Raw genomic sequence first — 13,024 nt, 5'->3', positions numbered from 1 at the left:
CAGGGCGTGGCACGGGGCCGCGCCGGCGGTGGTGGGCCTGATCAGGCTTTTGGCGGGCCGTGCTCCGGCGCGGGTATGCGTCCGGTCGGCACGACTTCGGCACGGTCGGAAACCGGCACAGCGATACGGTGCGCGACTGTCCGCATCACCGGCACATCGAGCCCGGCTACGCAGGCTACACAACAGGCCATGCTCTTCATGGCCTTATCCGGCGCATGATGCTGCTGGACGGGCTTGCTGTGGCTGGACATCGCCTCATGACAGGGAGGAAACGGGGAATCGGCGACTGCATGGGTCGAGACGCCGCCCAGCCAAAGGACGGCGAAGACTCCCGCCAGCATCATCACTGTCCGCAGCCACACCATGCGGTAAGGATAGGGTTAGACCTTCGCCGCCACAATGTGCATGGCTGCGGCGTTTCAGATTCAGGCCGTCTCCCACTCCTTGTCGATGGCCCAGATGGCGAAGGCGTAGTCGTGGGCGACTTCCTTCAGGAAATCGAAGCGGCCCGAGGCCCCGCCGTGCCCGGCTTCCATGTTGATCTTCAGCAGGATGGGCTTGCCCGAGGTGGTCGCGGGCCGCAGTTTGGCGACCCACTTCTCCGGCTCCCAATAGGTGACGCGTGGGTCGGACAGGCCGCCGGTGGCCAGGACCGCCGGATAGGCCTTGGGCTCGACCTGGTCGTAGGGGCTGTAGCTCATCATGTAATCGTAAGCCTCGGCGTCCTCGATCGGATTGCCCCATTCCGGCCACTCGGGCGGAGTCAGCGGCAGGCTGGTGTCCGACATGGTGTTGATGACGTCGACGAAGGGCACCTGGCCAATCACGCCGGCCCACAGGTCGGGCCGCATGTTGTTGACCGCACCCATCAGCAGGCCACCGGCCGACCCGCCTTGGGCCACGATGTTGCCGGCGGTGGCATAGCGGCGCTGGATCAGATGTTCGGCGGCGGCGATGAAGTCGGTGAAGGTGTTCTTCTTGGTCATCTTGCGGGCCGACAGGAACCAGTTCCAGCCCTTGTCCGACCCGCCCCGGATGTGGGCGATGGCATAGATCCAGCCGCGATCGACCAGCGACAGCCGCGAGGTCGAGAAGCTGGCCGCCATCGGAATGCCGTAGGAGCCATAGCCGTAGAGCAGCAGCGGAGCTGAGCCGTCGACCGGCGTCGACTTGCGCCGCAGGATGGTGACGGGCACCAGTTCGCCGTCGCTGGCCGGCGCGTTCAGCCGCTCGACCACATAGTCTTCCGGATTATGGCCCGACGGCACCTCCTGCACCTTGCGCAGGGTTCGTTCGCGCGTCGTCAGATCGTAGTCATAGGTCGAGGTCGGGGTGGACGGCGAGTTGTAGCCATAGCGCATGATCGTGGTGTCGAACTCCGACGCCCCGGCCAGCGAGAGGGAGAAGGCGGGTTCGTCGACGGCAATCTCGTGCTCGGCACCGGCGCGGTCGCGGATGACGATCCTGGTATTGGCGTCGGCGCGCTCCTGACGTCCGATGAAGTCCTTCACCAGCGACACGCCCTCGATGAAGCGGCCGGGCGTGTGCGGGACAAGGTCGGTCCAGTTGGCCTTGGCCGGATTGTCGGTCGGGGCCTCGACGATCTTGAAGTCCACGCTGTCGTCGGCGTTGGTACGGATGACCCAGCGGTCGCCCCAGTGGTCGGCATCGTACAGGCGGCCGACGTGGCGGGGTTCCAGCACGACGGGCTCGGCCGTCGGGGTCGCGGCGAGAATGATCCGCGCCTCAGACGTTTCCTGATTGGCGATGGAGATGACGATGAACTGGTTGTCGGCGGTGACGCTTACACCCTGGAACATGCCCTCGTCGGTTTCTTCATAAACCAGCGTCGTCTCGCCACCGCGCGCGGGACGGCGGAAGATCTTGTCGGGGCGGCCGTTGTCGTCACGGTTGGTCCAGAAGATCCACTGGCTGTCGGGTGAGAAGGCGAAGTTGCCGCCCGCCGAACCGATCGGGTCGGGCAGGACCTCGCCGGTGGCGAGGTCCTTCACATAAATCTGGTGCACCTCGGACCCTTGCGCGTCCTCTGCATAGGCGAAAAGGCTGTGATCGGGGCTGTGGTCGGCGGCCGAGACTTCCGAATAGGCCTTGCCCTTCGCCAGTTCATTGGCGTCCAGCAGCAGTTGCGGAGTCGGAGCGACGACGAAATTCTTTGTGACCGGCTGGCCGTCGACCATGAAGGTGCCCTGACGTTCGACGCGCATGTAGCGGGGATGCTGATCGCCGGTCTTGTACTCGACATAATATTCCCACGGCCCGTCGGCGGCGGGGACGGAACTGTCGTCCTGCTTTATCCGGCCCTTCATCTCCTCGAACATCGTGGCCTGCAGCGGCAGGGTGGAGGCCAGCATGGCCTCGCGATAGGCGTTCTCGGCGGTCAGGTGTTCCTTGACGTCGGCCTTGATCAGGGTCGGGTCGCGCAGCACCGCCTGCCAGTTGTCGTCCTTCATCCACTGATAGTCGTCGGTCCGGGTGCGGCCCAGCTGTTCGATGGTGACCGGGATCTTCTTGGCGACCGGCGGGACGGGGCGGTTTTGCGGCATCGGGGCTCCAGACGGGCGGGCGAGGGCGTTGGCAGGAAGGGCGGTCGCAGCGAGGGCGGCGGCGGAGGTGGCGAGAAGGTCGCGGCGGTTCATGATCGGCCCCTGTCGGTGAGGGCCGCACCTTGTGCGCGGTGCCGCCGCGCCGTCAAATGAACAAACGCCCATCGTGGGATTACGCCATGTTCGACTTGCTGCCGCCCCCTCAGGATGTCGCTGCCCCCACGTGGGACCTGACGGTCGGGCTGATCAATGCGACGGTCCAGATCGACCAGCCGAACGATGACGGCACGCGCCGGGTGGGCACCGGATTTCTGATCGACGCGCCGCGTCCGGACGGCCAGCCGCGCACCGTGCTGGTCACCGCCGCCCATGTGCTGGACGGGATGGCGAAGCCCGAGGCCCGGATCGGCTGGCGGGTGCAAATGCCCGAGGGGCGCTGGCGGTTCGCGCCCGAGCCGGTTCGTATCCGATCCGAGGAAGGGCAGGCGGCCTGGACGCGGCATCCCGAGCGCGACATTGCGGTGATGGAGGTTTCGGCTCCACCAGCCTTCGCCCGAGCGGCCATTCCGCTGGACTGGCTGGCCGACCGCGAGGCTTTCGAGCGCTGGCAGGTCGGGCCGGGGGACGAGATGCTGACGCTGGGCTATCCGCACGGCTATTCGGCCAATACGGCGGGGTTTGCGATCCTGAAGACCGGGCGGATCGCGTCCTGGCCACTGACGCCCGTCGACGCCTTCCCCAGCTTCCTGCTGGACTTTGCGGTCTTCCCCGGCAATTCGGGCGGGCCGGTATTCTGGGTTCCGTCGGCCAGGCGCACGTCAGCCACAGCCGCGCCGGATCATCCCTATATCGCGGGCATTCTGGCGCAGGAGATGCGGGTGCGGGGCGAGAGCACCGGGATCGGTTTCGTCCTGCACTCGGCCTATATCCGCGAGGCGGTGGCCCTGCTGGATCAGCCCGCCAGCACCTCGGCCGACATCCGCTCCAGCAACGCGCCGCCCTGACCGATGGTGGCCAGGCGGCTGGAGGCGTGGCCCAGGACGTTGGCCGCATAGACTTCGTACAGCGCGATCTTGCCTTCCAGCCAGGCGGTGTCGCCGCCACCGTCGTCCAGACGCGCCTTGGCGGCCAGCGCGCCCTTGGCCAGCATCCAGCCGCCGGTGACGTCGCCCAGCAGCTTCAGATAGCCGTCGGCCGCAGCCAGAACGTCGGCGGCCCCATCGGCCGCCGCCTTGCGGTCGAGGATCCAGAGGGTGGCGTCCTGCACGGCCTCGATGGCATTGGCGAACCTTTCAACGGGCTTGCCGGAATATAGTCGGCCGAGGGCCGGCAGGGTGGCCTTGAACTCGGCGATCAGGTCCTTGGCCGACTGACCGCCGTCCATCGACAGTTTGCGGCCCACCAGGTCCATGGCCTGGATGCCGTTGGTGCCCTCGTAGATCGGGGCGATGCGGGCGTCGCGATAGTATTGGGCCGCACCTGTTTCCTCGATGAAGCCCATGCCGCCGTGGATCTGCACGCCTTGTGACGCGACCTCGCAGCCGATGTCGGTCGACCAGGCCTTGGCGATGGGGGTAAACAGGTCCTCGCGGCCTTTCCAGCGACGACGATCTTCTTCAGTGGCGGCGTGTTTGGCCAGGTCGGCGGCAACGCCGGTGGCAAGGCAGATGGCTCGGGCGGCGGCGATCTTCGCCTTCATGACCGACAGGGTGCGGCGTACGTCCGGGTGGTCGATGATCGGGGCATTGGACTGGCCGGTCCAGACCGAGCGGCCCTGTTTGCGATCAAGTGCGTAGGCCAAGGCGTGCTGATAGGCCATTTCGGCGATGCCGACGCCCTCGACGCCCACGGCCAGGCGCGCGGCGTTCATCATGACGAACATGTGCGACAGGCCCTGATTAGGCTGGCCCACAAGCGTCGCCGTCGCGCCCTCATAGCTCATGACGCAGGTAGGTGAGGCGTGGATGCCCAGCTTGTGCTCAACACCGACGGGCCGGAAGGCGTTGCGGTCGCCCAGGGTGCCGTCTTCCTTCACGTGGAATTTTGAGGCGAGGAACAGGCTGATCCCCTTGGGCCCGGCGGGCGCACCGGGCAGGCGAGCCAGCACCATGTGCACGATGTTGTCGGTGGCGTCGTGGTCGCCCCAGGTAATGAAGATCTTCTGGCCGTTCAGGGCATAGGTGCCGTCGCCGTTCGGCGTCGCAGTGGCCGTCAGCGAGCCCAGGTCCGAGCCCGCATGCGGCTCGGTCAGGACCATGGCCCCGGTCCATTCGCCGCTGACCAGTTTAGGCAGATAGACCCGCTTTTGCTCTTCCGTGCCGTGGGCCTCCAGCGCCTCGATCGCGGCCAGCGACAGCATGGGGCACAGGCCGAAGGCCATGTTGGCGGAATGCACAGTCTCATAGGCCGCTAGTTCCAGCGCCTTGGGCAGGGCCTGCCCGCCGGCCTCGGCGGAAGCCGTGAGGCCCGTCCAGCCGCCCTCGGCGAACTGGCGATAGGCGTCGGCGAAACCGGGCGCGGCCGTCACCGTGCCGTTGGCATAGAGCGAGCCCTTCTGATCCCCGATCTTGTTCAGGGGGGCCAGCACGCCCTCCGAAAACTGGCCCGCCGCCTCCAGCACCGCGCCCATCAGTTCGCCGTCATAATCGGGAAACGCCCCGGTGGCGGCGACATCGTCGATGCCGGCAACCTCGGTCAGGGTGAACATCAGGTCGCGGATCGGGGCGCGATAGGTCATGGGCGGGCACTCGGTTGCAGATCGATACCCACTTTTGCCGTGATCGCTCCCTGTCTTGCAAGCGGACGCTTGGCCACAGGCGCAAGCTGGGCCAAGGTGGGGTCATCAGAGCAGGAGTCATCGTGGCCCAACCCCGCAATCGCTATTCGACCGTTTCGCTGATCCTGCACTGGCTCATTGCGGCACTGGTCCTGACCCAAGTCCTGCTGATCACGGCGCACGAGGTGGGCGACCCGCAGAGGACCTTCATCAATCTGCACAAGTCGGTGGGGCTGGGGATACTGGTGCTGACGCTCGGTCGGATTGCATGGCGGGTGGCCAATCCGGCCATCGCCCTGCCGTCGCGCCTGCCGGTCTGGCAAAGGCTGGTGGCGCGAGTGACGCATGTGCTGTTCTACGTCGTGTTGATCGTCATCCCGCTGACGGGATGGGCGGCATCCTCGGCCACGGGGCGTGACATCGTCTGGTTCGGCCTGTTCAACTGGCCGCTGTTGCCCATCGGCGGCGGGCGCGAGACGGCGGGCCTGCTGATGGACATCCACGGCCTGGTGGTGAAGGGGCTGTACGTCCTGATCGCTCTGCATGTGCTGGGCGCGCTGAAGCATCACTTCATCGACCGGGACAACGTCCTGCACCGGATGATCCCGCTGATTCCGCGTCGCCCATGATCCGGCGGCTGCTCCTCGCACTGGCGCTGTTCGGCCTGACCGCAGGCGCGCAGGGGAGAAGCGACTGGACCATCGAGCGGGACGCCTCACGCATAGAGATGTCCGTGCGGGCCTTTGGCGGGACCCATTCGGGCCGGTTCGAGCAGTGGTCCGGGAACATCGTCTTCGATCCGGACAATGTCGCGGCCAGTCGTGCCGATGTGACGGTCCAGACCGGCTCGCTGCGCATGCAGCCGTCCGCCGTCACCGCGCGGGCCAGGGGGGCGGGCTTTCTGGATGCGGCGCGATATCCCGCCATCCGGTTCGCCCTGAAGTCGCTGGAGCCGCTGGGCGGGGATCGCTATACGGCGCGGGCCGATGTGACGATCAAGGGCGTGACGCGGCCGCTGGCCTTTCCGGTGGACTTGCGTCTGACCGACGGTCGGGCGCATCTGACCGGCGCGTTCGTGGTGGACCGCACACAGTTCGGCATAGGGACGACGGCGCCGTGGAACAGGCTGGTGGACAGGCGGGTGACCGTGCGGGTGCAGCTTCAGGCGCGTCCCGCCTGACGTCGGCCTCGGACGCGCAAGCGGCTGACACCCTGCGCGCGGGCCGACTAGTGATCCTGCCGACCGAGACCGTCTATGGGCTCGCTGCCGACGCCTCCAACGCCGCCGCCGTCGCCTCGATCTTCGAGGCCAAGGGCCGTCCGCGCTTCAACCCCCTGATCGCCCATGTCGCCGACGCGGCGCAGGCTGAGAGCCTGGCTGTGTTTGACGATCGCGCCCGTCGCCTGGCCGAGGCCTTCTGGCCCGGGCCGCTGACCCTGGTGGCTCCGGTCAGGGACACCCGCGCGGTCTGCGACTTGGCCCGAGCGGGTTTGGACAGTGTAGCGGTCCGCGTTCCCGGCCACGCCCGCGCCCGCGCGGTCATCTCGGCCTTCGGCGGGGCCGTCGTCGCGCCCTCGGCCAATCGTTCCGGTCGGCCCAGCCCGACGACCTTCGTCGACGCGGTGGAGGAGACGGGGGCATCCGCCGCCGCCGCCATCGACGGTGGCCCATGTGCCGTCGGGGTCGAAAGCGCGGTGGTGTCGGTGCTGGACGGCCGCGTCGCCCTGCTGCGGCCCGGAGCGGTGACGCGTCAGGAGATTGAAGCGCTGATCGGCCCGCTGGATACGGCGGGGGAGGGGCACCGCTCGCCCGGTCGGCTGACTTTGCATTATGCTCCTGATGCGCCGGTCCGGATCGAGGCGACGGAGCGGCGACACGGTGAAATTCTACTCGGCTTCGGTCACGGTGTGGGCGATCCCCGCTGGAGCCTGAGCCTGTCCGGAGATGTGCGTGAGGCGGCGGCCAGCCTGTTCCGCCTGCTGCGCGAGGCCGATCGCGACAGACCTGCAGGGATCGCGGTGTCGCCTATTCCGAACGAGGGATTGGGCGAGGCGATCAACGACCGGCTCAGGCGGGCGGCAGGGTTCGTCGGCTAGAGAAACCGCTCGCGCACATCCACGCTGGAACGCTCGCCCACCGCGTCGAAACACTTATCAAACCACTGCTCTCCTGCCTCGCGCCCGCGCGCTTTCAGGTCGTTAAGAAAGCTCCACTCCGTGTCGAACTTGCTGGACAGGGATAGGCCGCCCAGCCACGGGCCGGGCTCGATGGCGTGCATCAACAGTCGCCGATAGCGGTCCTTGCCCGTTTGTTTCAGCGTGCCGGCCTCGATCAGTTCCTGAACAAAGGCCACGGCGCGCAGTTCGGCAACCAGCGGGGCGTTGAAGACGATCTCGTTCAGGCGATCGGCGATCTCGTCGGCGGCGCGGGGCACCTGATCGCGTGCGAACGGGTTGAGCGGCAGCATCAGGATGTCGTCGGGCGTATCGGCATAGAACAGCGGCCACAGCGCCGGATTGGCCAGATAGCCGCCGTCCCAATAGGGCTCGCCCTCGATCTCCACGGCTTGAAACAGATGCGGCAGGCAGCCGGAGGCCAGCAGGATATCCGCCGTCATCTCCGGCGTCTTGAACACCCGGGCCCGCCCCTGACGGACCGCTGTGGTCGAGACGAACAGGGCGATGTCGGAGTGGCGTACCGCGTCGAAGTCCACGGCTGTGGCGATCACCCGCTTAAGCGGGTTCAGATTGAAGGGATTGAACTGATAGGGACTGAGGGACAGGGCCAGGGTTTCCCCCGCCCGCCAGGCGGCGCTGTCCTTCAACCAGCCCGGCGCACTGCCCGCAGAGGCCCCGAAGACATTGCGGCCGCCCGCCTGGTTCACCTCGCGCCACAGCAGATCCAGCTGCGCCCGCGCACCCTCCGCCCCGCCTTTCGCCAGACCGGTGATCAGGGCCGCCGCATTCATCGCCCCGGCCGAGGCGGCGGTGACGGCGCGGATGTCCAGCCGTTCGTCTTCCAGCAGGCGGTCCAGCACGCCCCACTGGAATGCACCGTGCGAGCCGCCCCCTTGCAGGGCCAGGCTGACGGGACGGCGTTTCGGGGCGGACGTCTTCGGCATCGTCTCGGCCCCTTCCTCTGCGGCTACTGCGCGGTCCAGCCGCCGTCGATGGAGAAGCTGGCTCCGTTGGCCGAGGCCCCAAGATCGCTGACCAGGTACAGGAACATGCCCACCAGTTGATCGGTGGTGACGAACTGTTTGGTCGGCTGGGAGCCCAGGATGACGTTTTTCAGCACGTCCTCCCTGGACATGTTGCGGGTGCGGGCCTGGTCGTCGATCTGCTTGTCCACGATGGGTGTGTGGACGAAGCCGGGGCAGATGGCGTTGCAGGTGATATTGTCCTGGGCCAGCTCAAGAGCGACGGTCTTGGTGAAGCCGATCACGCCATGTTTGGCCGCGACATAGGCCGACTTGAACGGGCTGGCGACCAGGCCGTGGGCCGATGCGATGTTGACGATCCGCCCGCGTCCCTGGGCCTTCATCATCGGGATGGCGGCGCGGGTGGCGTAGAAGGTCGAGGACAGGTTGATGGCGATGATCTGCTCCCACTTGTCGGTGGGAAAGGCCTCGACCGCCTCCACATGCTGGATGCCGGCATTGTTGACCAGGATGTCGACGCGTCCCAGCTGGGTCTTGGCGAAGGCGACCATGTCGGCGACCTGATCGCCGTGGGTCATGTCGGCGGGATGGTACAGAACGCGCGCGCCGGTCTCGGCTTCCAGACCCGCCCGTGTCCGTTCGATCTGGTCCGCATCGCCGAGTCCGTTCAGGACGACGTTGCCGCCGCGCTGCGCCACGGCTCTGGCGATGGCCAGACCGATGCCCGAGGTCGAGCCGGAGATCACGGCGACCTGTCCGTTCAGATCGCCGATGTCGCGCAGGCGCTGGTCGGAGGTGGCGTTGTCGTTACGCGCGGGCTGCTGAACCATGGTCGTCTCGCAAACTGGAATCCGTGGTCAGCCTAGCCGTTCGCGTTTGCGAAGGCGACACAAGGAATCACGAATTTCCCGACCTGGTGAATATCCAGTCCACGTCGGTGGATGCGGACTTGTCGAAGCGGTAGCCGTCGCGGTCGAAGGCCTTCAGATCCTCGGCCTTGTCGATCCGTTCGTCGACGGCGAAGCGGGCCATGGAGCCGCGGGCCTTCTTGGCGAAGAACGAGATGATGCGGGCCTCCCCATCCTTCTGTTCCTTGAAGTGCGGGGTCACGACCGGCAGCTTCAAGGCCTTGGCGTCGACCGCTCCGAAATATTCCTGGCTGGCCAGATTGATCAGGGTCGGATCGGCCTGACCCTCGGCGTCGGCGTTCAGCTGCTGCGAAATCCGGTCGCCCCAGAAATCGTAAAGGCTGGACCCGCGGCGGGTCTTCAATCGTGTGCCCATTTCCAGCCGATAGGGCTGGATGCGATCCAGCGGCCGCAACAGGCCGTAGAAGCCGGACAGGATGCGCAGGTGATCCTGCGCCCAGTTCAGAGCCTTCGTGTCCAGTTCGCGCGCGCTGAGCCCCTCATAGACATCACCTGCAAAGGCGAACGCTGCCTGGATGCCGTCATCCGATTCGGGATCGAAGGCCTGAAACCGCTCGCGATTCAGATCGGCCAGCTTGTCGGAGATGGACATCAGCCGACGCAGGTCCGGTCGGGTCAGCCGCCTGGTCGTGACGGCCAGAGATGCCGTGTCTTCCCTGAACCGCCGCGCCGTGGCGGGCGCATCGGCGACTTCGGTGAAATCCAGCCGCTTGGCCGGGGACAGGACGATCAGCAAGGCGGCACTCCGAAAGCGAAGGCGTGCAGATAGTCGGCTTTGATGACGAATTGAACCGGGCGCGCGGTCACAGGCCTTTGGAGCGCTGATCGTAGAGGGCGCTCAGCACTGCGGGCAGCCGCTCTGGCAAATCCTCGGCAATCAGGCCCGGCCCGAACCCGCGCGCCGCCTCGGCATGCATCCAGGCGGCGGCGCGGGTGGCGTCGAAACTGTCCATCCGCTGGGCCATCAGGCCGCCGATCATCCCGGCCAGCACATCGCCCGATCCCGCCGTCGCCAGCCAGGGGGTGCCGTTGTCATTTGCCGCCAGTCGTCCGTCGGGCGCAGCGATCAGGGTCTGGGGTCCCTTCAGCAGGACGATGCAGCCGACGCGTTTCGCCGCCTCTCGCGCCGCCGTCTCGCGGCCCTTGTCCAGCAGGCCGGGGAACAGCCGTTTGAACTCGCCCTCATGCGGGGTCAGGACGTCGTCGCGGTCCAGAACGTCGAACAGATCCTGGGGCCAGCCCTCGAAGACGGTCAGGGCGTCCGCATCGACGACAAGGGCTGCGCCCGTCGCGGCCAGTGCTCGTACATTGGCCCGCGTCCCATCGGTTATCCCGGCTGCCGGTCCGATCACGACCGCATCCATGCCCTCGGTCGCTTCGATCAAGGCCTCGACCGCTCCGAAGGGCGTCAGCATGACGGCCTCGATCGCCGGGGCGATCACCGCCACGGCATCCGGCGGACACAGGATGCGGACGACGCCCGCACCGATCCGCAAACCGGCCCGCGCAGCCAGCCGGGCAGCCCCGGTCTGATAGGCGCGCCCCGACACGACGCCCAGTCGTCCACGCTGATGTTTGTGCGTCTCTGGTCCTGGCCAGGGCAGGGTGTCGCGCCAGTCGGGCAGGGGAGGTTGGCTGCTCACGCCGGTTCTCCGTTCACGGATGACGACAGATGCGAAAATACCCTTGCGTAATTGTGCAATGCAATGTCCCTTTACCCCCCGAGCGGATAGCCATTCCAAGCCCGCGCGGGGTTGCCCATGAAGAAGATCGAAGCCGTCATCAAGCCGTTCAAGCTGGACGAGGTGAAGGAAGCGCTCCAGGACGCCGGCGTGCAGGGCATGACCGTTCTGGAGGCCAAGGGATATGGCCGCCAGAAAGGGCATTCGGAACTGTATCGCGGGGCCGAATACGTCATCGACTTCCTGCCCAAGATCAAGATCGAGGTGGTGGTTCCCGACGACATGGTGTCTTCGGTCGTCGAGGCCATCCAGACGGCGGCCCGCACGGGCAAGATCGGCGACGGCAAGATCTTCGTATCGGACGTGCTGGACGTCATCCGCATCCGAACCGGAGAGACGGGCGCACAGGCCGTCTGACCGACCGACATCCACCCGGCCACGCTTTCGGGCGGGGTCGTCTTTCTCCTCCCCGACAAGACCGAAGGACCTTCAAAATGAGCGCCGCAGCCAAGATCCTCAAGGAGATAAAGGAGGGTGACGTCGAATACGTCGACCTCCGTTTCACCGACACCAAGGGGCGCATGCAGCACGTCACCTTCGACATCGACCTGGTCGACGAGGACTTCCTGGAAGAAGGGACCATGTTCGACGGCTCGTCGATCGCGGGCTGGAAGGCGATCAACGAGAGCGACATGCTGCTGAAGCCCGACCTGTCTTCGTCCTGGATCGACCCCTTCTATCAGCAGAAGACCCTGTTCCTGTTCTGCGACGTGCTGAACCCCGACACGGGCGAGCCCTATAACCGCGACAGCCGCTCCATGGCCAAGAAGGCCCTGGCCTATGTCCAGTCGGCGGGCGTGGGCGACACCGTCTTCTTCGGACCGGAAGCCGAGTTCTTCATCTTCGACGACGTGCGCTGGAGCACCCAGCCGCACGACACCGGCTACACCTACGACTCCATCGAACTGCCGGCCAATACGGGTGCGGAGTATTCGGAAGGAAACATGGGCCATCGCCCGGGACCCAAGGGTGGCTACTTCCCCGTCAACCCGACCGACAGCGCCCAGGACCTGCGCGGCGAGATGCTGGGGGTCATGCGCGACCTGGGGATGCAACCCGAAAAGCACCACCACGAGGTCGCCCCGGCTCAGCATGAGCTGGGTCTGAAGTTTAGCGACCTGCTGACCATGGCCGACCGGCTGCAGCTCTACAAATACGTGATCCACAACGTCGCCGCTGCCTACGGCAAGTCCGCCACCTTCATGGCCAAGCCGACCTTTGGCGACAACGGCAGTGGCATGCACGTGCACCAGTCGATCTGGAAGGACGGCAAGCCGCTGTTCGCCGGAGACAAATACGCCGGTCTGTCGGATATGTGTCTGTGGTACATCGGCGGCATCATCAAGCACGCCAAGGCCATCAACGCCTTCGCCAACTCGACGACCAACTCCTACAAGCGTCTTGTCCCCGGCTATGAAGCCCCGGTGAAGCTGGCCTATTCGGCCCGCAACCGCTCGGCCTCGATCCGTATTCCGTGGGTCAATTCGCCCAAGGCCAAGCGTATCGAAGCCCGCTTCCCTGATCCGATGGGCAACCCCTATCTGACCTTCGTCGCCCTGCTGATGGCGGGTCTGGACGGGATCGAGAACCGCATCGATCCGGGCGCACCGGCCGACAAGAACCTGTACGACCTGCCGCCGGAAGAGCGCGGCAACATCCCCGAGGTCTGCGGCTCGCTGCGTGAGGCCCTCGAGAGCCTCGACAAGGATCGCGCCTTCCTCAAGAAGGGCGGCGTCATGGATGACGACTTCATCGACAGCTACATCGAGCTGAAGATGGAAGAGGTCATGCGTCTGCAACTGCATCCGCACCCGGTCGAGTTCGACATGTACTACAGCTGCTGATCGGCTGG

At 66.2% G+C, this 13,024-nt stretch carries 13 protein-coding genes; 6 read left to right on the top strand and 7 right to left on the bottom strand.

The features are described from left to right. Positions 1-41 precede the first annotated feature (41 nt). Both ACE3TH_RS00175 and ACE3TH_RS00170 read right to left on the bottom strand, forming a co-directional pair. On the bottom strand, positions 42-344 hold the full coding sequence (locus ACE3TH_RS00175) for a hypothetical protein (protein WP_374596237.1): 303 nt from the start codon (positions 342-344) through the stop codon (positions 42-44). Between the two features lie 81 nt (positions 345-425). Then, entirely contained in the window at positions 426-2,657 is a 2,232-nt protein-coding gene (locus ACE3TH_RS00170; RefSeq protein ID WP_374596235.1) for a S9 family peptidase, read from the bottom strand. Positions 2,658-2,743: 86 nt separating this feature from the next. Between ACE3TH_RS00170 and ACE3TH_RS00165 the strand changes: the two genes are divergently transcribed. Next, positions 2,744-3,568 (top strand): serine protease, encoded by an 825-nt coding sequence (locus tag ACE3TH_RS00165; RefSeq protein ID WP_374596233.1) that lies wholly within the window; start codon positions 2,744-2,746, stop codon positions 3,566-3,568. Here the strand turns inward: ACE3TH_RS00165 and ACE3TH_RS00160 are convergent. Beyond that, positions 3,517-5,301, bottom strand: coding sequence for an acyl-CoA dehydrogenase (locus ACE3TH_RS00160; RefSeq protein ID WP_374596231.1), 1,785 nt, complete (start codon positions 5,299-5,301; stop codon positions 3,517-3,519). The two genes, ACE3TH_RS00165 and ACE3TH_RS00160, sit on opposite strands and share 52 nt — an antisense overlap. Positions 5,302-5,423: 122 nt before the next feature. Between ACE3TH_RS00160 and ACE3TH_RS00155 the strand changes: the two genes are divergently transcribed. From ACE3TH_RS00155 to ACE3TH_RS00145, 3 genes are read left to right on the top strand one after another with little or no spacing between them, the layout of a single operon-like run. After that, positions 5,424-5,969 carry a cytochrome b gene (locus tag ACE3TH_RS00155; RefSeq protein ID WP_374596229.1) on the top strand — a complete coding sequence of 182 codons (546 nt, stop codon included), beginning with the start codon at positions 5,424-5,426 and terminating at the stop codon, positions 5,967-5,969. Then, positions 5,966-6,520 carry a YceI family protein gene (locus ACE3TH_RS00150; RefSeq protein ID WP_374596227.1) on the top strand — a complete coding sequence of 185 codons (555 nt, stop codon included), beginning with the start codon at positions 5,966-5,968 and terminating at the stop codon, positions 6,518-6,520. The genes ACE3TH_RS00155 and ACE3TH_RS00150 overlap by 4 nt, the downstream gene beginning before the upstream one ends. Then, positions 6,517-7,437, top strand: coding sequence for an L-threonylcarbamoyladenylate synthase (locus ACE3TH_RS00145; RefSeq protein ID WP_374597077.1), 921 nt, complete (start codon positions 6,517-6,519; stop codon positions 7,435-7,437). Before ACE3TH_RS00150 ends, ACE3TH_RS00145 begins: the two co-directional genes overlap by 4 nt. Here the strand turns inward: ACE3TH_RS00145 and ACE3TH_RS00140 are convergent. From ACE3TH_RS00140 to ACE3TH_RS00125, 4 genes are all read right to left on the bottom strand, one after another. Continuing rightward, positions 7,434-8,462, bottom strand: a complete 1,029-nt coding sequence (locus ACE3TH_RS00140) for a patatin-like phospholipase family protein (protein ID WP_374596225.1) — start codon at positions 8,460-8,462, stop codon at positions 7,434-7,436. The two genes, ACE3TH_RS00145 and ACE3TH_RS00140, sit on opposite strands and share 4 nt — an antisense overlap. 23 nt (positions 8,463-8,485) lie before the next feature. Next, the gene (locus tag ACE3TH_RS00135) at positions 8,486-9,331 is read right to left on the bottom strand and encodes a 3-hydroxybutyrate dehydrogenase (protein WP_374596223.1); all 846 of its coding nucleotides are present in this window, start codon (positions 9,329-9,331) and stop codon (positions 8,486-8,488) included. Positions 9,332-9,398: 67 nt separating this feature from the next. Continuing rightward, entirely contained in the window at positions 9,399-10,166 is a 768-nt protein-coding gene (gene yaaA, locus ACE3TH_RS00130; protein ID WP_374596221.1) for a peroxide stress protein YaaA, read from the bottom strand. A 67-nt stretch (positions 10,167-10,233) separates the two neighbouring features. Next, positions 10,234-11,073: an NAD(P)H-hydrate dehydratase gene (locus ACE3TH_RS00125; protein WP_374596219.1), complete on the bottom strand. Its 840-nt coding sequence runs from the start codon at positions 11,071-11,073 to the stop codon at positions 10,234-10,236. A 117-nt stretch (positions 11,074-11,190) separates the two neighbouring features. On the opposite strand from ACE3TH_RS00125, the gene ACE3TH_RS00120 reads away from it, so the two are divergent. Continuing rightward, complete coding sequence (locus tag ACE3TH_RS00120; RefSeq protein WP_292169244.1) at positions 11,191-11,529, top strand: P-II family nitrogen regulator; 339 nt, start codon at positions 11,191-11,193, stop codon at positions 11,527-11,529. A 77-nt stretch (positions 11,530-11,606) separates the two neighbouring features. Further along, positions 11,607-13,016, top strand: a complete 1,410-nt coding sequence (gene glnA, locus ACE3TH_RS00115) for a type I glutamate--ammonia ligase (RefSeq protein WP_374596217.1) — start codon at positions 11,607-11,609, stop codon at positions 13,014-13,016. The last annotated feature ends 8 nt before the right edge of the window (positions 13,017-13,024 follow it).

The organism is Brevundimonas sp., assembly GCF_041919755.1.
GTDB lineage: Bacteria > Pseudomonadota > Alphaproteobacteria > Caulobacterales > Caulobacteraceae > Brevundimonas.
Note: the sequence above shows the minus strand (reverse complement) of the source record. Positions and strands in the feature narration are given on the sequence as shown.